This window comes from Paenibacillus xylanilyticus (assembly GCF_047246825.1).
Lineage (GTDB): Bacteria > Bacillota > Bacilli > Paenibacillales > Paenibacillaceae > Paenibacillus > Paenibacillus xylanilyticus_B.
Genome location: NZ_JBFOLB010000009.1, coordinates 91,279 through 115,688 on the forward strand (window position 1 = coordinate 91,279; position 24,410 = coordinate 115,688).

Consider the following 24,410-nt stretch of genomic DNA (forward strand, 5'->3'; position numbering starts at 1 on the left):
CTTATTCCTGGGCCATGGCCTTGAAGGACGCTTCAGCTGCTTCCAGTGTTGCTTGCACATCCTCATCCGTATGGGCAGTGGTCAGGAACCAGGCTTCATACTTCGATGGAGCCAGATTAATACCGCGGTTCAACATGTGACGGAAGAAGGAGGCAAACCGTTCGCCATCTGTATCCTGAGCTTCATCATAGTTCGTTACCGGGTGATCACAGAAGTGTGTGGAAAATGCACCCCGAATCCGGTTGATTGTTAGCGCAATTCCATGACGATCTGCAGAAGACTGCAGACCTGTAGTCAGATCAATGGCCAGTCGTTCCATTTCTTCGTACACACCTTCACCCTGAAGAACTTCCAGGCAAGCGATACCCGCAGAGATGGAAGCAGGGTTGCCAGCCATAGTTCCGGCTTGATAAGCAGGTCCGAGCGGAGCCACCTGTTCCATGACATGCTTGCGCCCGCCATAGGCTCCGATTGGCAAACCACCACCGATGATTTTGCCAAGTGCAGTCAGATCCGGTTCGATCTCGGCATGGTTGGCAAGGCCTGCGTAAGTTTGTGTTGAACCGTAGTGGAAACGGAAAGCCGTGATGACTTCATCATAGATGACGAGTGAGCCGTTTGCCCGTGTCATGGCACAGAGTCCTTCCAGGAAGCCTGGCTCCGGCATGACCATGCCGAAGTTGCCGACAATCGGTTCAACCATCACCGCGGCAACATCATCGCCCCAGCGCTCCAGTGCATCTTTCAGGCCATCCAGATCATTGTAAGGAACCGTGATGACTTCATGCGCGATGCTGGTAGGAATTCCTGCACTATCCGGGATACCGAGTGTGGAAGGGCCTGAGCCGGCAGCCACAAGCACCAGATCGGAGTGACCATGGTAACATCCGGCGAATTTTACAATCTTGTTGCGTTTGGTATAAGCACGGGCAACACGAATCGTGGTCATGACCGCCTCGGTACCGGAATTGACGAAGCGCACTTTGTCCATGGACGGAATGGCTTCCTTCAGCATTTTGGCCAGCTTGATTTCAAGCTCGGTTGGTGTGCCATATAAAACACCGTTTGCTGCGGCTTCACTAATCGCCTGGGTGATATGGGGATGGGCATGTCCTGTTACGATTGGGCCGTACGCCGCCAGATAATCGATGTAACGGTTGTCGTCAGCATCCCAGAAATGCGCGCCTTGCGCCTTTTTCATAAATACGGGTGCGCCGCCTCCAACGGCTTTGAACGAGCGGGAGGGACTATTAACGCCACCTACAATATGCTCAAGTGCCTCTTCATACAAGGCTTCGGAACGGGAACGGGATGAAAATGAGTTCATGGGATTACTTCCTTTCGGCTTTGGATTGATTGCAATTTTCATAACAACACAGCTAGAGGGCAGCGTGAATGGCTGCCCTCTAGCTGTTTATTTACATTACTGAGCCGGTTGCTCCGACGTTTGGTCTTCACCACTTGCTGTTTTATCTTCGGTTCCGGTCGTGCTGTCTTCCGGTTCAGCAGGTGGATGGATGATATCCTGAATATGCTGCTTCAATTTCTCTTCATTGGAGACCGTCAGGACTTGAGCTCCACCTGCGGTCCGCTCTTCCTTCAGCATGTTCATCGGCGGGATCTGCTCACTTCCGTTCATGCTGCTCTGGTATCCAAGTCCGCCCAATTTCCACATATCCGAGAGGCTCAGGTTGGTATCCACATAAGGGCTAACCTGTTCCAGAATGGTCGGGAGCTTGGCAATTGTAGTCGTCGACTGCATCTTCGCCGCTACGGCCTTCAGGAATTCCCGCTGCCGCTCGGAACGCGCGAAGTCGGACATCGCATCATGTCGGAAACGCACGTACATGAGTGCTGTTTCTCCATCGAGATGCTGATAACCTTTTTTGAGATCAATATCGTATTCGTTATTGTCTGCCTTGCTTGTATAGTGCATGTCCTTCTCTACGTCAAAATCCACACCGCCAACGGCATCCACCAATTTGATGAATCCCTGGAAATCGGTATACACATAATACTGGACAGGGATCCCCAGCAGGTCGCCAGCCGCTTTCATTGCTGCATTGGGACCATGAGTAATAGCGGTGTTAATCCGTTCCTTGCCGTATCCGTCTATATTGACGTAAGTGTCTCGCAGAATGGAGAACAAATTAATTTTTTTGGTGAGGGGATCGAGTGACACAACCATCATGCTGTCAGAACGGGGGATTTCCCCTTCTTCCAGGCCGCGGGCATCAACACCCATAACCAGTATATTTACGGTTTCAGTGCCTTCCCATTTCGGAGGGTCTGGTGTATTTACTTTTTCAATATTTTCGATACTGGCGAACGGAGATTCGTCGCCTTCCTTCTGCAAGCCATTCAACTGATTGAGAATAGAACCGAAATAAAATGCCGCTGCGCCTCCAACAATCAGCACGAAGGCGGCAAGAGAAATCCAGATGGTTCTCTTCGTCTTTCTGGTCATGCTAGCTCTCCTTTGTATTTGAGATAAAATAAAAAAACGAGTTCGGGTTGCCTTAGTAACGTAGCTGAAGCTTTCCGTGCACGTCTCTTCCAAAGCAGGCAGAGGACGCAGCTCCAAACTATTTTTAAAAGCTTGCTGAATTTTGACTGATACCATTATAATTTCTTTTTGGGCTACAAGCAATTTCAACAAAATCCAAGTGAGGTATAATCATGCTGGCGATTGATGTCAAAGATTTGCGCAAGTCGTTTAGCGTTCAGAAAAGCCGAGGTGGGCTGAAGGGCGCGTTTCAGGATCTGTTTGCACGTCAATACCAGGAAGTATTGGCTGTGAACGATATTTCATTTCAGATTCCGCAGGGCGAAATATGCGGATATATTGGAGAGAATGGTGCCGGAAAATCAACAACGATCAAGATGTTGACCGGCATTTTGGTGCCTACTTCAGGGCATATATCGGTTGGTGGATATGTTCCGCATCAGGAACGGGAGAAGTTTGTTAAAAATATTGGCGTTGTTTTTGGTCAACGGAGTCAGCTGTGGTGGGACATTGGTGTGATTGAATCATTCCATCTGCTGCGCAAAGTATACCGTGTGGATGAATCCGATTTTCGCAAACGTCTGGATGAACTGGTCGAGCGGTTGCAGCTTCAGGACTTGTTAAACCGCCCGGTACGCAAACTCAGTCTCGGTCAGCGCATGCGCTGTGAGCTGGTTGCTGCACTTCTGCACAATCCAAGTATTGTTTTTCTGGATGAACCAACCATTGGTCTGGATATCGTCGTCAAGTCGGAGATTCGTGAATTCCTGAAAGACATGAATAAGGAACACGGAACAACCATTTTGCTGACCACTCATGATTTGCAGGACATCGAGGCGCTCTGTTCCAGAGTTATTATGCTTGATGCCGGAAATATCATTTATGATGGCGGTCTGGATCACCTGAAATCCCAATGGGGTAAGGAACGGGAAATCCGCTTCAAGTTCGGTACGGGTCACACCATGAAACAAATGCAGGAATGGACTGCCGCCATGCCGGTACGTTGGACTGTAGAGAATGAGTTGTCCGCATCCGTCTGGATTCCACTGGAACTTAACGTGTCGGATGTCCTTGGACGTGTCGTTGGACAAGCCGATATTACCGATATTCAGATTATTGAGATTAATACGGATGAGATCGTACGCAGTATTTACCAATCCGGTTCCGCCGAGCGTCCCGAGATTGTGGGAGCAGGGAACGGAACGGTAGGTGCATCTTAGATGAATAGTGCATTTCTTGATTTTATGCGGATCCGGTTTCTCACGATGCTGGCGTACCGGGTGAATTATTATTCCGGCATTTTGATATATACGCTGAATATCGGCGTGTATTACTTTACCTGGCAGGCTATTTACGGAGGCAGCGGAGAAATAGGAGGCTTTACGGCCGCCCAGATGACAACGTATGTAGCGGTGTCCTGGATGGCACGTGCGTTTTATTTTAATAACCTGGACCGGGAGATCGCCACGGACATTCGGGACGGCTCCATCGCGATTCAGTTCATCAGGCCAATTAACTATGTGATGGTCAAGATGATGCAGGGTCTTGGCGAGGGTATCTTCCGCTTCCTGCTTCTCATGATTCCGGGCATGCTCATTGCGATCCTGTTGTTCCCTGTCGAGCTGCCTACAGCGCCTTCGGCGTGGATTGGCTTTCTCGTCATGCTGTTCTTCAGTTTCCTCATTAACTCCCAGATTAATGTCATCACGGGACTGGCTTCATTTTTTGTGGAAAACAATGAAGGCATGATGCGCATGAAGCGTGTTGTGGTGGATCTGTTCTCCGGTCTGATTATACCAATCAGTCTTTATCCAGGCTGGCTGGCGGCCATAATGAAGGTACTGCCTTTTCAGGCCATTACGTATTTGCCGGGTTCGGTCTTCACCGGGAGAGTCGAAGGAACCGGAATTTGGAGCGTCCTTGGCATTCAGGTGTTCTGGTTTGCCATCCTGCTCGTTCCAATGATGCTGATCTGGCGTCAGGCGCGCAAGCGTCTGTTCGTGCAAGGGGGTTAACAGCATGTACTACATCGGTCTAATCTGGGAATATTTAAAAAACTACATGAAAACACGACTTACGTATCGTGCCGACTTCTGGGTCGAGATTATTTCAGATCTGTTGTTCCAGGCAACGAATCTGATCTTTATCTTCGTGGTTTTCCGTCATACGGATAATCTGGGCGGCTGGAGTGAGAGTGAAGTACTCTTTGTATACGGTTATTTTATGGTGCCTTATGGCATCTTCAGCTGTTTTATCAATCTGTGGGGATTCAGCGAACGGTATATCGTCAAAGGCGAGATGGACCGTATCCTGACGCGCCCTGCGCATAACCTGTTTCAGATTTTACTTGAGAATGTGGATCCGCCAGCACTTGTTGGTTCATTGATCGGCCTGATTATTATGATCTTCAGCGGAGCGGAGATGGGACTTGTCCTGGAATGGTGGCATATTCCGGCGTTAATTATTTTGGCGATCAGCTCCGTGTTAATCTACGCGGGAATTTATACCACACTGACTTCCCTGTCCTTTTATTCGGATGCACCGACCGGTATTCTTCCGCTGATGTACAACATTCAGGGCTATGGGCGTTACCCGGTGACAATCTACAATCGTGCCATTCAGGTGCTGTTAACCTGGATCATTCCGTTTGCCTTTGTCGGGATCTATCCGGCAGCACTGTTTCTGGAGCGATCGGAGATGCACCGCATGGCGCTGCTGACACCGGTAATGGGTCTGGTCTTTGGAGCCATCGGACTTACACTGTGGAATTACGGCGTAAAACGCTACCGTGGTGCTGGATCGTAGAGCGAGAAACCTATACAGATTCAGGATGGATAAAGGAGGAAGAGAGATGACATTAACTGAAGGGATGCAAGCCCCGGACTTTGAGCTGCCGTCAAGTACAGGGGAGACGGTAAAGCTCTCGGATTACCGCGGACAGCGGGTCCTGATCTACTTTTACCCCAAGGACATGACCTCGGCATGTACACAGCAGGCATGTGACTTTCGTGATCGTCATGAGGAGTTTCAGGGGTTAAACACGGTTATATTGGGCATTAGCACAGACCCGATGAATCGGCATGATAAATTTATAGCCAAATACGGTTTGCCGTTCACCCTGTTATCGGATGAAGAACATCAGGTTGCCGAACAATACGGGGTATGGCAGCTCAAGAAGCTGTATGGCAAGGAATATATGGGCATTGTCCGTTCCACGTTCCTCATCGATGAAGAGGGGAAGCTGCTCAAGGAATGGTCCAAAGTGAGGGTCAAAGGGCATATCGAAGCCGCTTTAGAGGCTGTGAAGTCCCTTTAAAAAGTAACCAAATCAACGAAAGGCAGTGTTTGCGGGAATCACCGTGGACACTGCCTTTTTTATGTGGTTAAACGTTTGGGAGTCTGTTTCTGCTTCTGAGATCGTAGCCTATGAAAAAAAAGAAATGATGCAAAAAACATTACAAATACAAAAGTAGAATTGCCAAATCCAATTGATTAGAATAATATCTAATTAGATTATAATCTAAATTATAAAACGAGGTAATATCATGTCACTCAGTTTGGTTTCTAAACGTTTATTGCAATCAGAACCGGAATACAGACGACTCTTCATTGCAGGATTGGTAAATGGGATTGGAGATCGATTCAGTCAGGTAGCCATGCTCGCCTTGATTCTCAGTACAACCGGCTCGGGTCTTGCCGTAGGACTGGCACTTGGATTGCGTGTATTTCCTTTTCTTCTTCTGGCTCCGCTTGGAGGTATATTAACGCTGTATTTTAGCCGGCGAACAATTATGGTGGTTACCAATATCTTAAGAACGCCTCTGGCTTTAAGTTATTTGCTTGTGCACAGTGCAGATGACTTATGGATTCTGTATACAGCAAGTACGCTGCTGGCTTGTGCAGAAGCGGTCTATGCACCTGTCCGCAAGTCAGGAATCCCCTTGCTTGTTCAATCGGATAATCTGCACAAGATGAATGGGCTTGAACAGGTCATGAACGGGTCTGTCCTCATTGTGGGGGCGTTTCTGGGTGGACTTGTTTCATCCATAATGGGCCCTCGGGCAGCTTTTGTAACAAATGCACTCGCTTTTTTGATTGCCGCTGCCTTGATTCGTAAGATTTCGTTTCCACCCATCAGCACGGATCGGTCAGATGGAATGATGGAGAGGCTGCTAGCAAAAAAGGAGGATGGAGTGACTCATGTGTTGTGGCAGTTAATCTGCTCATCTGTCCCTTTGCAGATCATCGTTGCCTTTGAGTTATGGGTCCCTGTTATAAACGGGATTGATAATGTACTGATCAGTGTATATGCGATTGAAGTATTTAAACTTGGTGACTGGGGTGTAGGACTGTTTTACGCAGCACTTGGGATTGGACTTGTGCTCAGCAGTTGGGGTTCTCGTTACTTGCAGCACTGGCTGCTCCCCGGAGTTGTTGCATGTTTGTTGATAGAAGGATGCTTGTTAATGCTGTTAAGTGAGACCAAGCTCGCTGCAATTGCTGCTCTGATGTATGTTTTGCTCGCTTTTATGTCAGGTATAGGGAATGCCTGTCTGGATACGTTGCTCATGCGAGAAACGCCTGAGCGATACCGCGGGCTTATCTATGGTTTGGTGACGGCATGCAGCAGTTCCATGCTTGGGTTCTCCATGTTTGGTACAGGGATACTGCTGGAAGTGACTGAACCGCGTAGGCTTGGATTTGCAGGAGGGTTGGGATTTGCGGTGATTGCTCTTTTGCTTGCAGCTTACGCGTGGATTCGTGCACGAGATGTTTTCACAAAAAGATAAGATAAACAAAAAGAGTCGCGATTATCGCGACCCGTGACCATGCTTCATTCTGCATTCTGTTTCTGTCTAATCGGAGAGGACTTGCGAATGGAGCGTTGTCCCCACGCTTTTCGGTAGCGGTACAGCACGGCTGCAATCAGCAACAGTCCAATGCCTGCAACGATATATGCTGCGTATTGATGCGCCAGATGGAACACTGCATTCCATTGTGGACCGAAAATTTTTCCTATACCCAAAAACAACACGACCCAGAATAAGGCACCCGAGTACGCATACAAAGCGAATTTGCGAAAAGGAACAGCGGCTATACCTGCGAAGTATCCAGTGAAATGGCGTACACCAGGTATGAAATACCCAATGAAAATCAGAGCATTGCCGTATTTGGCAAACCACTTTTGCGTTTTATCCAGCTTGTCCTGTTTGAACAGAAACCATTTTCCGTAACGGACAATGAAGGGTAAGCCGGCTTTGGCCCCAATGAAATAAGTGATGGTCATACCGATCGTCGTTCCCAGAAAAGCAAGGATGGCGAGAATCCCGAAGTCCAGTTGTCCCTTGTACGATAGATATCCCGCGTAAGCCATTGTTGTCTCTCCCGGGAAAGGAAGAGCGATAAACTCCAGCAGTAATCCAAAAAACAAAACGCTGTATCCGTAGGATCCAAACAGATGCTGGACCTTTTCAAGCAATTCCAATAGATTTCACTCTCCTGAAGACAGGGGAATCGGCTGACTCTCCATGCTGTCCTGTATACGATGTTTGCAACGATCCGGCATATGAACGCTTACGGTGGCTTATCCCTGTCACAGCAGTGGTTCCGGTGATATGTGCCTGCTCATTATGCTACCCAATCCCAGGCAAAGAATCAATCATGAGCTACAAAAAATTGTGAAAAATATAAAACAGAAATGCGTCTTTTTTCCGCGAAGCCTCCATATAATTCTAACAAATCTGCTAAAGTCTATCAGCAGAATCACTAGAGACGTTGGAGGATGATTCGTAAATGGTGCAGAGAGCGGAATTCGTAATGGTGGATAATGAGCAGCAATCCGCAAAAGTTAAACCCGTACATAAACATGGATTCCCTAAATGGTCGGTATATCTGCTTCGTCTTGCAGTGATGATATGTGTATTTGCTTCTTATGTTTGGGCAGCATACCCTTCTTACGCCGCTGGCGCTGAAGCTGTTGGTTCCCAGAAAGAGAGTAACAAGGAAAAGGTAGTCTATCTGAGTTTTGACGACGGACCGGGCAAGCATACCCGTGAAGTATTGGATATTTTGCGCAAAGAACAGGTTCAGGCTACATTCTTCGTGCTTGGAGAGCAGGCAGAACGATATCCTGAACTGATTCAGGCAGCTGTGGAAGAGGGACATGCACTTGGCAATCATACGTATAACCATCATTATGATGAACTGTATCGTGATTTTAAATCGTTCTGGAAACAGGTTAAACAGACGGAAGAAATTGTGAACCGTATTGCAGGGTTCCGCCCCAATCTGGTGCGGGCACCTGGCGGGACGTATGGACATTTTGATCAAAACTACTTCGATTTGCTCGAGTTGGGCGGGTATACCGTGATGGATTGGAACGTAGACAGTGGTGATTCGAAGCGCAAGGGTGTTCCTGCCAAAGAAATTTTGCGTAATGCGACCAAGGTGCCTGCCGGAACCAGCTCAGTGATTGTGTTAATGCACGATGGCGGTGCGCATGCGGAGACGGTAAAGGCGCTGCCGGAAATCATCCAATACTACCGCGATCATGGATATCGTTTTGACACAATGAAGGCAGAGGATCAACCTGTGCAATTCCGTGTTCATCCCGAAGGAAAATATAAATCTCGCAAAGCACCGGGGAACGAATGGATAGAGGATCATGTGAAAGCAAACAGTAACCTGTGGTTGACCGGCAAGGAACTGAAGGTCGAGATTGGTCTTGCGGCAGCCACATTGAAACAAGGCGAGTTTCGCGTGGAAGATCAGCGGATCATGGTGCCACTACGACCTTTTATGAAAAAGTTTGGCGGCAGCACCCGCTGGGACGTGGAATCCAGAACGGCAACCGCAGTATGGAAGGATAGAGTTATTCAGGCTGACAGTGTCAGCGGGGAACTGAAAACCACATCGACGAGTCTATTGAATGACAGGACCATTCAGGGAGGGGTGCAGAGCCAGGGAGGAACCATCTGGGTTCCGCTGCGGGAATTACTGGAGATGATGGGACTGAATCTATCTTCATTACATGCAAATGACTCGGAGTGGGTTGTGAAAGCCAATATGCCCCTTGCAGCAGCATTAAGCATCTATTTGCACCGAACAATCTGAATAAACTGCTTCAGGCAGGACTAATCTCTCTACTTCCGGGCAACAATGAATCATAGATTACTATGACTCTGGGAATGCCGATGGATGGAAGGAGAATGAGGGATATGTCGTATATTCGAATGGAACATGAACATGCGGTCGAGCTGTTGAACAGGGTTACCAAACGGGTCGAAAGTGTGATTATTGGCAAAAAACAAGAGATTCAATATGTTCTTACAGCAATGCTCAGTGGGGGTCACGTGCTTCTGGAAGATGTACCGGGGACGGGGAAAACAATGCTGGTTCGTGCTGTCGCTTCTTCACTGAACTGCTCCATGGGCCGTATTCAATTCACATCCGATGTCATGCCTGCAGATGTAACGGGTACGTCCATGTATCATCCACACACAAGTGAGTTTACATTTCGGCCCGGCCCAGTCATGTCCAACATTGTACTGGCAGATGAAATTAATCGTGCTTCACCTCGGACTCAGTCTGCCTTGCTTGAAGCCATGGAAGAACGGCGTATTACGGTAGACGGTATAACACATGCTTTGCCAAGGCCATTCTTCTTGCTGGCTACACAGAATCCGCTGCAGTTTGAAGGCACATATCGTTTGCCTGAGGCTCAGCTGGACCGTTTTCTTATGCGAATTGGGCTCGGTTATCCTGAGCCGGAACAGGAAGTGGAGCTGCTAACCAGAGTGCACAGTAGAGAATTGCTGGATGAACTCCGTCCGGTCGTGCTCGCTGAAGAAGTGGTTGCAATGCAGCGTGAGATCAGGCATGTGCATGTTGATCCCGTGGTCAAACAATATTTGGTTGCTGTCGCTGTTGCCACTCGAATTCATCCGGCGGTGAGACTTGGCATCAGCCCGCGCGGAACATTGGCCTGGATGACTGCCACACAGGCATATGCCTACCTGCAGGGGCGCAGCTATGTTATTCCGGATGACGTGAAAGAGATGGCTCTTCCGGTTCTTGCACATCGGATTGGGCTGAAAGCCCAGAACAGGACAGAGGCATTCCAGGGGCAGGAACAGGTCATTCAGGATGCATTATCATCTGTTCCCGTACCTGTGCAAATGACAGTTCAGGGAAGGGGCCGGCGGTGATGACAGCCCCTGTTCAATGGTTGTTTCATGCTGTTCTGGTGGCAGCTTTCACTTCCTTATATATATGGCATGGGGGGAAGGCTGCACTGTTTCTGTCCATTATGATGTCCCTCATCCTGATCAGTGGTCTGATCATTCATTTGTTGGGGCCTAAACGGATTCGCATTCGCCGGCAAATGAACTCGGAACGGATTATGGTTGGGGAAATAGTGCGGGTTCGGGTGGAAGTGGAGTTTGAATCCCGCATTCCACTACTGTGGATGGTGCTCTGTGAAGATACTCCTGCTGGCGTGCATCGCAAATTATTTTTTCCGGGAAACAGGCGCAAATTCGCCTATCAATATCAAATGTCCGGTTTGCGAAGAGGCCTGTATCAATGGGGTTCAGGACAATTGTACTGGGGGGATGCGTTTGGCTGGAATACGGTCGCTGCAGAGACAGCGGGCAGTACACCCCTCGTTGTTGTTCCATCCGGATCAACGTACGCAGATCGTGAGTCTGCATCATTTGCGAATACAGATGAAGGGGCTCCTATTGAACGGATAACGGGTCAGGGAAGTCGGAGTCCCGAGTTCCGTGAGTATCAGCCAGGAGATCCGATGGGACGCATTCATTGGAAAAGCACGGCCAAGACAGGCAAGCTTCAAACCTTTTTGCCCGAAATATCAGAATCAACGTCATTAGGCATAATAGTGTACGAAGGCAAGACAGGATATGGACGTCGAACTCAGGAGGCGAAGGAGCATCCTGCTTTTGAACGTGCGGTTAACATGGCTGCCCGCTGGGTGTTTACAGCTGTTCGGGATCATGTACCCTACCAGCTGTGGAGAACAGGTGAAGATGCGGGTTCGAACGGGGAAAAGTATTGGTTAAGTGACTTAATCCATGCGGAGCATGTAAATCTCTCACTGGATAGGCTGGCCCAAGCGAACATAGCAAGTGCTGCCTCATCCGTCTCATCCCTGTTGGAACCAACGATGCTGGACGAATGGCCAACCGGTACACGCGTCGTCGTCCTAACCGGCAGGTTGGACGCTGTACTGACTGAATGGATACTGGGCGCTGCTGAGCGGGGACACGAGATAGAAGTACAGCTGACCGAGACACCTTTTGATGAGGAAAAAGTGACAACGAATACTGTACCGGAAGGGGCGGAGCACCCATCAGTACAGTGGACGGAACAGCTTCGTCTCAGCGGGGTGAAGATCAGTACAATCGCAGACAGTGCAGTGCCTTCCGCGGGAAAGGCAGGTGTCTCGGATGTGGGAGCGTAGTTACAGTAATCCATCGACGTCGGGCTTCCAATCTGCGGAAGAGATTCCAAACCTCGGTTTGGATGCCAAAGCCAACCGTTCCAAGAGAGAGCCTGCCGTTTACAGCATAAGCATTTCTGCCATTTTGCTGCTCCTGTCCCTGGAGTGGATCTATCCGGTCACGTCTTCGGGACAACAGGGAAGCGAGCGTTTTCTGGCAGTGATGGCGGGCCTAACAGGTGCGCTCCTTATCGCGGGACTGCTGCGTGTGGGCTGGATTATGGGGATACTGCTTCGCTTGCTCATGGCTCTGACGGCTCTATGCCTGATGTATGGAGGCAGTGATCCTGCCGGGTGGGCTCTGGAATATCCGGGAACATGGATGGAGGATATCCGTTCATTTATGGAGAGCAGGCGTTTTTATTCCATCAGTACAGAGACAAGAGGGTTACTGATGATGTGTGGCTGGAGCATGCTCATGGCTTCCGTACAATCCCTTGTGTTGATGCGGCGAAGTGTCATGCTGTTCGGGAGTGCTACCCTGCTCTACTTGCTGCTCCTGGAAACATTGGCCGGGCTGGATGTGTATGCCTCCGTTGTCCGGTCTGTTCTATGGATTTTGCTGATACAGGCCATACTGCAATTGCTCCGTCTGCTTGAAGGAGTTACGACACCAACCTTCCGCCGATATCCCTTTGGACGCTGGTGTGCGGTGGCTGTTGCTGCCGCAGTGGGCATGGTGCTGATCTCTGTTGTGCCGGGCCGAGTTGCCACCGTCCCTGGGCCGGAGCGAATATCCCTGGAACAAATGGGGGAACGTCTTGCCCGCTGGGCAGGTTATACACCAAACGGCAGCATCCCTGCTTCAGCATCGGTCACGGGGTACAGCACGGCGGATGCGCCGATGGGTTCCCCGTTGGTTCAAGGGGACGCCATCTTTTTTACAGCGAGAAGTCCTGAAGTTACGTATTGGCGAGGAGAGACTCGTTCATATTATAACGGCAGTACATGGAGTGATCCTGGACAAAACTTCCAAACGGCCAGTCCGGCAGCTCTTTTCCGTACCGATGGTTGGGAGAATCAGGCCTACTGGACTCGCATTCGTCAAACGGTCACGCTGAAGCGGGATTGGAGAGGGCCGAATCCGCTCTTTACCGGCGGAGTACCCTTAAACCTGTCCTTTCAAGATAAGAATGATCATAACGAGAAAAACAGGCTTTCCCTGCTCTCCAATGCAGATTCGGCTACGCTATGGCTCGCAGGTTCAAGCAATCGTGAACCGATCAAGACCTATACAACAGATGTCATGATTCCCACCGCAACGCCGGAACAGCTTCGTTTATTAGGGAAGCCGAGCAGTACGAGCCAAGATCCGGCAGAAATTCGCAGAACCTATCTGCAGCTACCGGCATCTTTGCCTGAGCGGGTACGCTCACTTGCAAGTGACATTATCCAGGAAAGTGAAACGCGTTATGATGCGGTCCAGGCGGTGCGTACCTATCTGGCAGAGCACGCGGAATACACCTTGGACACACGTATGCCGCCCCGCGGGACAGATTTTGTGGATGACTTTCTGTTTGTTACGGGAGAGGGGTACTGTAATCACTTCTCAACAGCGATGGTCGTTCTGCTGCGCGCAGAAGGTATTCCTGCACGTTGGGTGAAGGGATTCGGAGCCGGGGTTCCGGACCCAGAGGTGTCGGGACAGTACATCATTACCCAGGGGGATGCCCATTCCTGGGTGGAAGTGTATTTTCCCGGCGCAGGCTGGATGCCGTTTGAGGCTACGCCGGGTTTTGCCATGCCGCAAGGCGAAGGCACAGACGCCGCAGTGGCCGCCGAGGCGCAGCCCGGCGAGGTGAACCCACCGCAGTCTGGCGGTGGGTTGGGGAGTGCGGGCGCCTGGCTGCTGGCGCGCGTGCGTGCTCTTGCCGCGGAGCCGTGGCTCGCGGCAGCTCTTGCGGCAGCGGCTCTGCTGGCCGCTGCCGGGGCCGTGCGCATGCGGCGGCTTCGCCCCGCGCTGCGGCTAGGGCTGCTGCTGGCGTGGCCGCGCAGCAGCTTTCCCGACCGCGAGCGGCTGCTCAGCGCCGCCGCTCCGGTCTGGGCCGCGCTCGCGCGCCGGTACGGCCCGCGGCCGCCGGGGATGACGCTGCGTGAATATGCAGCGTCACCCGCCTTGGCCGCAGGCACGGACAGCGCGGACATCGCGCGGTTTGCAGCCGACTGGGAACGGCTGCTGTACGGGCCAGACCGTCCGCTGCGCGCGGACAGTCTAGATTTCCTGCGCCGGGCACTTCGTCTGGCCCGGCGCCTGCTGGCACCGTAACATCGTCCATGGACGCCTTCCTCGCTGCATGCGAGCGAGGCGTCTTTCGACGATTTTTTTCGGTATATTGCCTGTGTATTTTCTCATTAAATTGGCATAAATAACTCTTTCGGGAATGAATTGATTGGAAGTGGGAATTCTGTAGGAAAACTGGCAATAAAGGGGCCTTCATATCAAATGTTCAAACCGTCCACAAAAAGGAGTTTCGTCTTTCCTTGACGGTATGTTTTGTCGTTGCGTATAATTAGTTTCATTAATTGAGGGAGGCACGGTAATGAATAAGCAAAATGAAATTGTGGTTGTCCTTGACTTTGGGGGCCAATACAACCAGTTAATCGCCAGAAGAATCCGGGATCTTGGCGTATACAGCGAGCTTTTGCCGTATAACACACCGGCTGAGAAGATCGCAGAATTGTCACCAAAAGGTATCGTATTCTCCGGAGGCCCATCCAGCGTATATGCTGAGAACGCTCCGCACGTGGATCCAGGTGTTTATGACCTGGGAGTTCCGATCTTCGGGATCTGCTACGGTATGCAGCTTATGGCCCAGCAGCTTGAAGGTAAAGTAGAACGTTCCGAGAAGCGCGAATACGGTAAGGCAGATATCGCTTTTGCTCCAGGTGCTGCTCTGGCAAAAGGTATTGAAGGCGATCATACGGTATGGATGAGTCACGGGGATCACGTGGTTTCTCTTCCGAAAGGATTCAAACTGGATGCAGGCACGGAAAGTGCGCCAATCGCAGCGATGAGCAACGAGGAGCGCAAATTGTATGCTGTTCAGTTCCATCCGGAAGTACGTCACTCTGTTCGTGGTAACGATATGATTCGCAACTTCCTGTTCGAAATCTGTGGTTGCGAAGGCAACTGGAGCATGGAAACATTTATCGATGATACAATCAAAGATATTCGCGAAAAAGTGGGCGACGGTAAAGTGCTGTGCGCACTGAGCGGTGGTGTGGATTCTTCCGTTGTTGCGGCACTGCTTCACAAAGCGATCGGTGATCAATTGACATGTATGTTTATCGACCATGGTCTGCTGCGCAAAGGCGAAGCGGAGAGCGTAATGGAGACGTTTGTCGGCAAATTCGACATGAAAGTTGTCAAAATTGATGCACAAGAGCGCTTTATGTCCAAGCTGGCTGGTGTGGATGATCCGGAACAAAAACGTAAAATCATCGGCAACGAGTTTATTTACGTTTTTGACGAAGAGTCCAAGCAGTTTGATGATTTTGAATTCCTGGCTCAAGGTACACTGTACACGGACATCGTGGAAAGTGGCACAGCGACAGCTCAAACGATCAAATCTCACCACAACGTGGGTGGATTGCCTGAAGATATGAACTTTAAGCTTATCGAACCACTGAGCACCCTGTTCAAAGATGAAGTGCGCAAAGTGGGTACCGAGTGCGGTCTGCCGGACGAAATCGTACACCGTCAGCCTTTCCCGGGTCCGGGTCTTGCGATCCGTGTTCTTGGTGAAGTTACGGAAGAGAAGCTTAAAATCGTGCGTGATTCGGATTACATCCTGCGCGAGGAGATTGCCAAAGCGGGTCTGGACCGCGAAATCTGGCAATACTTCACGGCTCTGCCGAACATGAAGAGCGTAGGCGTTATGGGTGATGCTCGTACGTATTCCTATACTGTAGGTATTCGTGCCGTAACATCCATTGACGGTATGACCGCCGATTGGGCGCGTATCCCTTGGGATGTGCTGGAGAAAATCTCCGTACGTATCGTTAATGAAGTCGATAACGTTAACCGTATCGTGTATGACGTAACATCCAAACCACCAGCAACGATCGAGTGGGAATAGGTTTACGTTCAAACGGTAAATAACTAAAAAACTCCCTTTAAACATGTATCGCACATGTTAAAGGGAGTTTTTTCGGTTAGAGATACCTAACTCCGAAGTACTGATTGGAGACAACATAACTTCAGAAATGTATGAGGTGTGGCATAACATCCTGCTTGCAGAACCTCTACGTTTTTATTCAGGTTTTTCATTATTTTGTGTGTAGTACAAACGGAAAATGATGTCCTGATTATGGTTACCGAATCCTTGTCCGAATATTGTCACCCCACCAATGTGCTCTGCATCCTCCTTGACAGCAATGCGAAGAGACCAATAACTGTTGCGAATGCCGATATCATCGATGGTTACATCAGACAATTTTACGCCATCCATGAACGTGCCTTCCTTTTTGATAATCAGATGCTTCAGCAGTCCATACTGGTTCACACTCTCGAACCACCAAGGCGGATTCAGCTTGCCTCTTCCTCCGAAGTCACCCGGGCTCGTCCACATCCCTACCTCAACATCATTAACGATAAACGTTATATCAGAAGGCCAATTGTTGTTGGTCAGGGGGGCCTCCGAGGAAATTTCCATCGAAATTTCAAGCTCCTCGGGATTCTCATCTCCCATTAAATAATTCGGTACTTTGTACTCAATGTAACCTTGCCCAAACCACAGAATTTTTGCCTTCAACCGATCAGGATCCAGGAAATAACGGGGATCATCAAAAATTCCGATAATGGAATCCCTTGTACATATGCCGCAAGTCGGTTTGATCTGCAGATCAGTGAAATGTCCTACAGAGATTTCAGTTTTGTGAATCTCCCGTTGAATGACGTCCTTGGTCGGGAATGCGATTTCAAGAGTATCCATGCGAAGAGAGCAGACCTTTTGGGCAGCTCCGCCTTTACCCGGCGCCATGTTGGATTCAATGACACCAGCCTTTTCCAGCTTTTTGACATGCATGGTCATAATGGCGCTGCTAAGTCCAAGGGCTTCGGCCAATTCTTTTATATTCATAGAGTTCTTGGACAGCAGATGAACGATCTGAATGCGTACACTGCTGGATAGGGCTTCGAAGATATGCAGGTTTTTTTCGTTCAGGTCGATTTTCAATGTAATTCCTCCGAAAGAAATGAAATATTAACATTTATATGAATGGTAAACGTAGAATATTATAATATCGGATTCTGGATATAATCACAACGGATTTAGATAAATAATACCAAAAATACAACACAAAAACAAAATAATTCAGAAAAATGTAAAAACAAACCATGAAATAACCAAAAAAATCCTGCTTCAATATTGACACACGATGCTCTGTATCTTAATATTTAGGTGAATTAATAACATATTTACGAATTTATAAACAAAAGCATTAACTATTCATTGCAGAACAGGAGATGACAGCGTGAGTACAGTTTCGAAGAAGGAATCATTTGTTAATCCGATTATACCGCAACGAGCCGATCCGTGGGTATATAAACATGCTGACGGCTATTATTACTTTACTGGTTCAGTACCTGAATATGACCGGATCGAGGTCAGAAGGGCCCGTACAGTTCAAGAACTGGATAACGCAGAACCCGTTGTGGTTTGGCGTAAGTACGATGAGGGACCGATGAGTGCCAACATCTGGGCGCCAGAAATTCATTTTTTCCAAGGTAAATGGTACATCTATTTCGCTGCAGCACGTACAACGGATACGGTGGAAGGACTTTTCGACCATCGCATGTTCGTGTTGGAGAATGCTTCGGCCAATCCGCTTGAAGGCGTTTGGGAAGAAAAGGGGCAAATCAAGACGAAGTGGGAAAGTTTCGCACTTGATGCAACCTCATTCTTGCATAAAGGTGTTCAATATCTGGTATGGGCACAGAAGGATCCAAACATCGTTGGCAATTCCAACCTGTACATTGCGTCAATGGAAAATCCGTGGACGCTTGCTTCCGAGCAAGTCATGATCGCCGAACCGACACATGATTGGGAGAAAATCGGATTCCTGGTCAATGAAGGTGCAGCTGTCCTGAATAGAAATGGAAAAATTTTTATTTCGTTTTCGGCAAGTGCTACAGACCACAATTATTGTATGGGTCTGTTGTATGCCGAGGAAGGTAGCGACCTGTTGTCGCCCGAGAGCTGGACGAAGCTGCCTGCACCTGTATTCCAAACCGATGAAGAGGCGGGACAATACGGCCCTGGGCATAACAGCTTTACCGTATCGCCGGACGGAAGTCAGGACATTTTGGTCTATCATGCTCGGAATTACAAGGAAATCGAGGGAGACCCACTTTATGATCCCAACCGCCATATGCGAGCGCAGGTTTTTGGATGGGATGAGCATGGATTTCCACACTTCGGCAGACCCGTTCCGGATGGTAGACAGGTGAATGCATAATAAAAAGTCGAACTTTCACTAAAAAAGTGGAACAAAGTGGTTGACAAATGTAAGCGCTATGAATTACGATAAATTCACATAAACATTAATGATTAATTAATACATTAATGTTTGGAAGAAGGATGAAGGGAGTGCTCCTAGGCAAGCTTCCTTCAGCAAGTTCTACATTGTAAGCAGGGCCGGTTTCCAAGGAGAAAATTGCAGCGCCCTGTGATTTTCTTGATTAATTGAATGCGTTTACAAATGTGCTTAGGATTGATCATTCTAGGGGGGTTCTTGTGTGAAACGTACAAAAAAAGGTTTTGTAACCATGGTATCTATGCTACTCCTGCTGGTCACTGTACTGTCCGGTTGCAGTTCGGACGACAAAAATACGATTACGTTCTGGACACCACTGACTGGAGAGGATGGCGCCTATATGGACCAGTTAGTTAAAGAATATAACGCCACCGAACCAGAAATCAAATTAAAACATGTGATCACCTCTGATATGTACACCAAGCTGTCGACGGTAATCAACTCTGGCAAGGGTATTCCTGATCTGGCTATTATCCATGCTGACCGTGTACCGGGCTTTGTAAAACAAGACGTGCTTGAGCCAATGACGGCAATGCTGGCTGCACAGCCAGAGATCAAGGAAGAGAACTATCTGCCGCAAGCATGGTCAACGGGAACCATTGATGGAACGCAATATACTGTGCCTCTCGATATTCATAGTAATGTCATGTATTACAACAAGGATTTGCTGAAAAAGTATAACGCGGAATCTTTCCTGGACGATGATGTTGTTACAATTGACGAGATGCTTTCTTTACAGGGCAAGCTGGACGAAGGAGACTTTGTTGTCAATGACGCTTTGCTCGGATGGGTTATCCTTGGCCAGCTGCAAAATGTGGGCGGTGATGTACAGAAAGACGGAAAGCCGGCGCTGAACACACCTGAAATGAAGGCTGCTTTTGAAAGTGTCAAAAAGATTGCAGATGCGGGTCTCATGACCCCGTTCGGTGAAGATGGTTACTTGATGTTCCAATCCGGTAACGTACTGTTTTCCACAGATGGTACATGGAGTTCAACTGCACATGCGACTGTTGAAGGGCTGAATTTCGGTGTAACGAATGTATATTCATCTACTGCTGATAAGTTTACAAACCGTTCTTCCTCTCACCTGTTTACGATGTTGAAGAATGAGGCCGGAACAGATGAGAAGGAACAGGGTATAGGGAAATTCCTGGAGTTTATCCGCCAAAATTCAATGGAATGGGCCAAAGCAGGGCAGACCGTTGCGAGTAGACAGGTCATTGAGAGCCCGGAATACAAAGACTACATGCAATCGTTCTTCACGTCCAACGAGAAGGAGATTGAATCACTCTACATCTATACGTACGAGCACTATCCTTATGTAGCTGAAGCGGTTGACAAATACGCTGCAGATATCGTGCGCGGCAATGTTGAGCTGGATGCGACACTGCAGACCATGCAAAAAGAGGTTGAGGACAAAATTGCTCAAGGAAGCAGTGGAGCCCAATAACATTTGAATCGCATAAAACGGATGTGCTGCACATCCCGCCATTCTACTGTAATAGAAGCAATGTGCCGCAAGGGTGGCACATTGCTTTTCCCAAAGGAGAAATGAAAGGATATGAATAAACGATCATTTGCACCGTTCCTGTTTGTTGGTCCTCATCTGATCCTGTTTCTGGTGTTTATACTGCTGCCAACGATCTACGGAATATATGCCTCATTTACGAGATGGAATTTGATAAACGATCCGGTATGGGTCGGATTTGAAAATTATAGAACCATCTTGTTTGACCAGGATTCTTCATTTCATTTTCAATTCTTCAATGGCTTGAAGAATACGTTGATCTTCGTCGCGCTGAGTGTCCCGCCGTTGATCATCATTCCATTGCTTGTTGCTGTAGCTCTTGAACATAAAAAAGTGAAATTCAAAGGATTCATGCAGGCGATTATCTACATTCCAGGCATGATTTCCATTTCAGCTGCGGCGTTGATCTGGTCTCTTATTTTCAATAAACAGCTTGGTATCACCGGTAATGTTTTCGGATCGGAGGTATCCTGGGCAGCCAATCAACCGTATGCCTGGATCATTATTATTGTGATATCGGTGTGGGGAGCTGTCGGAGGAAACATGATTATTTATCGTGCCTCCATTAATGGAGTTCCCAGTGATCTGTATGAAGCAGCCGAGATGGATGGTGCTGGACCTGTACGTCGATTTTTCAGTATTACGCTGCCTTCCATCCGTTTCCCGCTGATTTTTACGTTTGTCATGACGACAGCTGGTGCGTTCAACGTTTTCGGTCAGCCTTTGATGATGACCGATGGTGGACCGCAGCAGACTACCCATGTTCTCATGATGTATATTCGCCAGCTTGCGTTCGGCTCCGGTGAGTCAGTGGCAGGTATGGCTTCCGCCATGGCTGTGCTGTTAGGACTGGTTATTCTGGTCATCTCCGCATTGCAGTATTACGTGATGAACCGGAATGCCAATTAAAGGAGCAGGATCGAACGTGGATCGGGAAGGAGCAGGTATATCAACATGGTCAAAAAAATAAGTATATCCAAATATATATCGTATCTATTTTTGGTATCCATTTGTGTCGTTTGGGTGGTGCCCGTTATTTTCGGGATTACGACTTCATTTCGCTCGCAGGCAGAAGTGGTGTCGGCTGGCTTCCGCCTATTTCCTAAAGAATGGGACTTTAACAACTACGTTGCCATACTGGAAAACACGTCAACCGCTCCGATTCTGAGATGGTTGAGCAATTCACTGATCATTGCGGTCTCTCATACATTGCTTGTCGTTTTTATAATCTCTCTTACAGGATACGGATACACAAGGTTGAAGTTCAAAGGAAGAGATGCCTTGTTCTTCACACTTCTCGGTATTTCGTTTTTCCCGGGTGTCGTTAACCTGATCCCTTCATATAAAATCATTGAAGCACTTGGATGGGTCAATACTGCATGGGCAATGATCATTCCCGGATTGGCAGGTATGGGCAATATCTTCCTCGTTCGTCAATTCATGAAGGGGATACCGGGGGAACTGGACGAGTCTGCAAAGGTAGACGGTGCAAGCGACTTCCGGATCTATTACTCCATCATTTTACCGCTGGTGAAACCGGTGTTGATCGTGTGTGGTCTATTCTCGTTCATCGGGTCCTGGAATGATTTCCTATGGCCTGTCATCGTATACACAGACGTTGAGAAAATGCCAATCACCGCCGGACTGCTGTTGCTGCAGGATATTTACGGCAATTACCGGATGATTGGACAGCTGATGGGTTCGGCTATTCTGGCGATCATTCCAACGCTCGTTCTGTTTATTTTTGCACAAAAGTATTTCCTGCAATCCATTAACTTGAATTCGGGGATTAAAGGATAACGCCCTATTGCTTCTGATTCGGCTTAAGTAAGGTCTAGGAAAGCATTACTTAAATACATCAGCTGCCGTGATTTGCGGTGGCTTTTTTGCGTTTATACTATGGCCTTCGTTTGAACACGAACGTTTCCGTAGACTTACACACAAAACATTCGTTTTTACCATTGACAGAAACGGGTCACGCTTCTAAAATAGTGATGGGAAACAAACAAATAGCGCATACTACTTCGTATAATCCTGGGGATTGGCCCGGGAGTCTCTACGAGATCACCCTAATGATCTGGCTACGAACAGGAGAAGCTAAGCACATAAATTCTACATGACTGCGTGATTTACAATATTGGACGCACATTAGAATTTTTTTTGTTCTTAGCGAAAGGCGAAGCCTCTCCTTATAGCTAACCCTGGGTGGAGCAAGAACACCAGGGTCTTTTGTCGTTTTTCAATATGGCTTCAACATCTCTAAGGGGGAGTTAGTGAATTATGGATCGTTTCTTTAAACTAAAAGAAAACGGAACAAATGTTAGAACGGAGATTGTTGCGGGTCTCACTACCTTTATGACAATGGCGTACATTCTTTTTGTCAACACATTGTTCCTCGGGTCTGCCGGGGCTGGGATGTCAGATAACGCAGTATTTTTTGCAACAGCCGTAGGCGCTGGTCTAATGACCATCATTATGGGATTGTTCGTTAATATCCCGATTGCGCTTGCACCGGGTATGGGATTGAACGCCTACTTCATGACTGTGGTATTGAGCTCTAATGGTGCAATCACCTGGCAAGCCGCTCTCGGAGCAGTATTCATTTCGGGTATCGTGTTTATTATTTTGACCGTGACCAAGATTCGTCAGATGCTGCTTGTTGCCGTTCCACAAACGTTAAAAATGGCCATCACGGTCGGTATCGGTCTCTTTATTACTATTGTAGGTTTCAAACTGGCCAATCTCGTTGCTGTCACAGTAAATGTTGCGCCTGATGCGGATCTGAGCCAACCGATTCCGGGCAGCAGCTTCAATCTGTCGCTAGGTAACTTTGTAACGCATCATGACGCATTACTGGCTCTGATTGGTTTGATCCTTATCGCTATACTGATGGTTATGCGCGTTAAGGGTGCGCTGCTCATTGGTATCGTTGCTACTACTCTGATCGGTATTCCGATGGGTGTTACGGATCTTAGTGGACTGTCCGGTGCAAGCTGGCTACCTAACTTCAGTGATCTGGCTGTTGGACAGCTGGACCTGAAAGGTGCTATCAGTCTCGGATTGTTCGAAATTATCTTTATCTTTACCTTCGTTGAACTGTTCGACACGTTTGGTACGATGGTAGGGACTGCAACACGGATGGGGATTATGAATGACAAGAAAAAAGGCGAGAAAACGATCGGTAAAGCGATGTTCGTCGATGCAGTGGGTGTCAGTGCGGGTGCGGCATTAGGTACAAGCACAATCACTGCTTTCGTAGAAAGTGCATCGGGCGTTGAAGCCGGTGGACGTACAGGTCTGACTTCGGTAACAACAGGGGTTTTGTTTGTTCTGGCTCTGTTCATCGCGCCGCTTGCACTGGTTGTTCCGTCCGCTGCTACAGCTCCGGCACTGATCATCGTAGGAGTATTGATGATGAGCCAAGTGCGAAGCATTGAGTGGGATGATTTCCTTCAGGCTTTCCCTGCATTCCTTACAATTGTACTGATGCCTTTCACAGGCGGAATTGCAAACGGAATTTCGGCAGGTATCCTGTCTTATGTCATTTTGGCTGTATTCAGTAACCTGGTTACGGATCGCAAAGTGAAAATTCACTGGTTGATGTGGATTCTCGCAATCATTGTTCTATGCCGCTACATCTTTATGGGCGGAGAATAGTTCAGTCATCTATTGATGAAAAAGAACGGGAGCTTCTGGACGTTACCAGAGCTTTCGTTCTTTTTTTATCTATAAGGGACTCGAAACTCTATAAAATGTGTGCTTGAACTTTATTCTACTAAATATAGTAGAAACTTTTCGTTCTATTATGTAGGAGGGGCTGACAATGAGTTATGATCCAATGGTTGTTGATTCGGAAAAGGTCCCTGTACATCGAGAGGAGTTTCGTACAATACGGTTCTCCAATTGGCAGCGAAGCACAAAATCGGATTTGCGATGTGAGTAATTCGGATGGTGTAATCGTTAGACCATAGGGTCAGGTTTAAAATAGTGCAGTTGCTCCTGACGTATCAATATGAATATATATGAATATATAATAGAAGAGATTAATGGAATAGGAAGATCCTTTGTGTTTTGAATGATTTCTTTCGAAAAAAGTACTTGCATAAAAAATCTGTACATGGTATATTCTAATTCCGGCCAAGAAAACACAAGAAACACGGTGCGGTAAGCAAACAAAATAAGCTTCGAAAGAAACTTGAAAAAAGTGCTTGCTAAATTGGTTCGGATGTGATAAGATATAAAAGTTGCTGAAGAGAACAACACTCGGATGCAAACGAAGTTTGATCTTTGAAAACTGAACAACGAGTGAGTAATCATCC

The 24,410-nt window shown here is 48.1% G+C and carries 19 protein-coding genes and 1 riboswitch; of the genes, 15 read left to right on the forward strand and 4 right to left on the reverse strand.

Going from position 1 to position 24,410, the window contains the following annotated elements:
• Window position 1 precedes the first annotated feature (1 nt).
• Window positions 2-1,327, reverse strand: a complete 1,326-nt coding sequence (locus AB3N00_RS28525) for a glutamate-1-semialdehyde 2,1-aminomutase (protein ID WP_413037532.1) — start codon at window positions 1,325-1,327, stop codon at window positions 2-4.
• 96 nt (window positions 1,328-1,423) lie between these two features.
• Window positions 1,424-2,467: an LCP family protein gene (locus AB3N00_RS28530; protein WP_413037533.1), complete on the reverse strand. Its 1,044-nt coding sequence runs from the start codon at window positions 2,465-2,467 to the stop codon at window positions 1,424-1,426.
• A gap of 212 nt (window positions 2,468-2,679) precedes the next feature.
• On the opposite strand from AB3N00_RS28530, the gene AB3N00_RS28535 reads away from it, so the two are divergent.
• From AB3N00_RS28535 to AB3N00_RS28555, 5 genes are all read left to right on the forward strand, one after another.
• Entirely contained in the window at window positions 2,680-3,726 is a 1,047-nt protein-coding gene (locus AB3N00_RS28535; RefSeq protein ID WP_175395399.1) for an ATP-binding cassette domain-containing protein, read from the forward strand.
• Window positions 3,727-4,521: an ABC transporter permease gene (locus AB3N00_RS28540; protein ID WP_413037534.1), complete on the forward strand. Its 795-nt coding sequence runs from the start codon at window positions 3,727-3,729 to the stop codon at window positions 4,519-4,521.
• Window positions 4,522-4,525: 4 nt separating this feature from the next.
• Window positions 4,526-5,311 (forward strand): ABC transporter permease, encoded by a 786-nt coding sequence (locus AB3N00_RS28545; protein WP_175395397.1) that lies wholly within the window; start codon window positions 4,526-4,528, stop codon window positions 5,309-5,311.
• Between the two features lie 46 nt (window positions 5,312-5,357).
• Entirely contained in the window at window positions 5,358-5,822 is a 465-nt protein-coding gene (bcp, locus tag AB3N00_RS28550; RefSeq protein WP_413037535.1) for a thioredoxin-dependent thiol peroxidase, read from the forward strand.
• A gap of 229 nt (window positions 5,823-6,051) precedes the next feature.
• Entirely contained in the window at window positions 6,052-7,296 is a 1,245-nt protein-coding gene (locus AB3N00_RS28555; RefSeq protein ID WP_413037536.1) for an MFS transporter, read from the forward strand.
• Window positions 7,297-7,340: 44 nt separating this feature from the next.
• Here the strand turns inward: AB3N00_RS28555 and AB3N00_RS28560 are convergent, their stop codons facing one another.
• Window positions 7,341-7,991 carry a DedA family protein gene (locus AB3N00_RS28560; RefSeq protein WP_413037537.1) on the reverse strand — a complete coding sequence of 217 codons (651 nt, stop codon included), beginning with the start codon at window positions 7,989-7,991 and terminating at the stop codon, window positions 7,341-7,343.
• A gap of 308 nt (window positions 7,992-8,299) precedes the next feature.
• On the opposite strand from AB3N00_RS28560, the gene AB3N00_RS28565 reads away from it, so the two are divergent.
• The 5 genes from AB3N00_RS28565 (at window position 8,300) to guaA (ending at window position 16,105) form a co-directional block, all read left to right on the forward strand.
• Entirely contained in the window at window positions 8,300-9,619 is a 1,320-nt protein-coding gene (locus tag AB3N00_RS28565) for a polysaccharide deacetylase family protein (RefSeq protein ID WP_413037538.1), read from the forward strand.
• Between the two features lie 119 nt (window positions 9,620-9,738).
• Window positions 9,739-10,713 (forward strand): AAA family ATPase, encoded by a 975-nt coding sequence (locus AB3N00_RS28570; protein WP_413037539.1) that lies wholly within the window; start codon window positions 9,739-9,741, stop codon window positions 10,711-10,713.
• Window positions 10,713-11,987, forward strand: coding sequence for a DUF58 domain-containing protein (locus AB3N00_RS28575; RefSeq protein ID WP_413037540.1), 1,275 nt, complete (start codon window positions 10,713-10,715; stop codon window positions 11,985-11,987). Before AB3N00_RS28570 ends, AB3N00_RS28575 begins: the two co-directional genes overlap by 1 nt.
• Window positions 11,974-14,292: a DUF4129 domain-containing transglutaminase family protein gene (locus AB3N00_RS28580; protein WP_413037541.1), complete on the forward strand. Its 2,319-nt coding sequence runs from the start codon at window positions 11,974-11,976 to the stop codon at window positions 14,290-14,292. The genes AB3N00_RS28575 and AB3N00_RS28580 overlap by 14 nt, the downstream gene beginning before the upstream one ends.
• Window positions 14,293-14,566: 274 nt before the next feature.
• Complete coding sequence (guaA, locus tag AB3N00_RS28585; RefSeq protein WP_413037542.1) at window positions 14,567-16,105, forward strand: glutamine-hydrolyzing GMP synthase; 1,539 nt, start codon at window positions 14,567-14,569, stop codon at window positions 16,103-16,105.
• A gap of 174 nt (window positions 16,106-16,279) precedes the next feature.
• Here the strand turns inward: guaA and AB3N00_RS28590 are convergent, their stop codons facing one another.
• Window positions 16,280-17,203: an ArsR/SmtB family transcription factor gene (locus tag AB3N00_RS28590; protein WP_413037543.1), complete on the reverse strand. Its 924-nt coding sequence runs from the start codon at window positions 17,201-17,203 to the stop codon at window positions 16,280-16,282.
• A gap of 298 nt (window positions 17,204-17,501) precedes the next feature.
• On the opposite strand from AB3N00_RS28590, the gene AB3N00_RS28595 reads away from it, so the two are divergent.
• The 5 genes from AB3N00_RS28595 to AB3N00_RS28615 all read left to right on the forward strand — a co-directional run bounded on the left by AB3N00_RS28595 (window position 17,502) and on the right by AB3N00_RS28615 (window position 23,748).
• Window positions 17,502-18,485: a family 43 glycosylhydrolase gene (locus AB3N00_RS28595; RefSeq protein ID WP_413037544.1), complete on the forward strand. Its 984-nt coding sequence runs from the start codon at window positions 17,502-17,504 to the stop codon at window positions 18,483-18,485.
• Between the two features lie 310 nt (window positions 18,486-18,795).
• Window positions 18,796-20,013 carry an extracellular solute-binding protein gene (locus AB3N00_RS28600; protein ID WP_413037552.1) on the forward strand — a complete coding sequence of 406 codons (1,218 nt, stop codon included), beginning with the start codon at window positions 18,796-18,798 and terminating at the stop codon, window positions 20,011-20,013.
• A 111-nt stretch (window positions 20,014-20,124) separates the two neighbouring features.
• Window positions 20,125-21,000 (forward strand): carbohydrate ABC transporter permease, encoded by an 876-nt coding sequence (locus tag AB3N00_RS28605; protein WP_175395381.1) that lies wholly within the window; start codon window positions 20,125-20,127, stop codon window positions 20,998-21,000.
• Between the two features lie 45 nt (window positions 21,001-21,045).
• Window positions 21,046-21,891 (forward strand): carbohydrate ABC transporter permease, encoded by an 846-nt coding sequence (locus tag AB3N00_RS28610; protein ID WP_413037545.1) that lies wholly within the window; start codon window positions 21,046-21,048, stop codon window positions 21,889-21,891.
• A 204-nt stretch (window positions 21,892-22,095) separates the two neighbouring features.
• Window positions 22,096-22,195, forward strand: a riboswitch (purine riboswitch).
• A 176-nt stretch (window positions 22,196-22,371) separates the two neighbouring features.
• The gene (locus AB3N00_RS28615) at window positions 22,372-23,748 is read left to right on the forward strand and encodes an NCS2 family permease (RefSeq protein WP_413037546.1); all 1,377 of its coding nucleotides are present in this window, start codon (window positions 22,372-22,374) and stop codon (window positions 23,746-23,748) included.
• Window positions 23,749-24,410: the final 662 nt, after the last annotated feature.

Bases quoted from the DNA above. Each gene is read 5' to 3' on its own strand.
- bcp (WP_413037535.1), top strand. From the start codon at position 5,358: ATGACATTAACTGAAGGGATGCAAGCCCCGGACTTTGAGCTGCCGTCA.
- AB3N00_RS28570 (WP_413037539.1), top strand. From the start codon at position 9,739: ATGGAACATGAACATGCGGTCGAGCTGTTGAACAGGGTTACCAAACGG.
- AB3N00_RS28580 (WP_413037541.1), top strand. From the start codon at position 11,974: ATGTGGGAGCGTAGTTACAGTAATCCATCGACGTCGGGCTTCCAATCT.
- AB3N00_RS28565 (WP_413037538.1), top strand. From the start codon at position 8,300: ATGGTGCAGAGAGCGGAATTCGTAATGGTGGATAATGAGCAGCAATCC.
- guaA (WP_413037542.1), top strand. From the start codon at position 14,567: ATGAATAAGCAAAATGAAATTGTGGTTGTCCTTGACTTTGGGGGCCAA.
- AB3N00_RS28530 (WP_413037533.1), bottom strand. From the start codon at position 2,467: ATGACCAGAAAGACGAAGAGAACCATCTGGATTTCTCTTGCCGCCTTC.
- AB3N00_RS28555 (WP_413037536.1), top strand. From the start codon at position 6,052: ATGTCACTCAGTTTGGTTTCTAAACGTTTATTGCAATCAGAACCGGAA.
- AB3N00_RS28610 (WP_413037545.1), top strand. From the start codon at position 21,046: ATGGTCAAAAAAATAAGTATATCCAAATATATATCGTATCTATTTTTG.
- AB3N00_RS28540 (WP_413037534.1), top strand. From the start codon at position 3,727: ATGAATAGTGCATTTCTTGATTTTATGCGGATCCGGTTTCTCACGATG.
- AB3N00_RS28525 (WP_413037532.1), bottom strand. From the start codon at position 1,327: ATGAACTCATTTTCATCCCGTTCCCGTTCCGAAGCCTTGTATGAAGAG.
- AB3N00_RS28615 (WP_413037546.1), top strand. From the start codon at position 22,372: ATGGATCGTTTCTTTAAACTAAAAGAAAACGGAACAAATGTTAGAACG.
- AB3N00_RS28535 (WP_175395399.1), top strand. From the start codon at position 2,680: ATGCTGGCGATTGATGTCAAAGATTTGCGCAAGTCGTTTAGCGTTCAG.
- AB3N00_RS28600 (WP_413037552.1), top strand. From the start codon at position 18,796: ATGGTATCTATGCTACTCCTGCTGGTCACTGTACTGTCCGGTTGCAGT.
- AB3N00_RS28545 (WP_175395397.1), top strand. From the start codon at position 4,526: ATGTACTACATCGGTCTAATCTGGGAATATTTAAAAAACTACATGAAA.
- AB3N00_RS28575 (WP_413037540.1), top strand. From the start codon at position 10,713: ATGACAGCCCCTGTTCAATGGTTGTTTCATGCTGTTCTGGTGGCAGCT.
- AB3N00_RS28605 (WP_175395381.1), top strand. From the start codon at position 20,125: ATGAATAAACGATCATTTGCACCGTTCCTGTTTGTTGGTCCTCATCTG.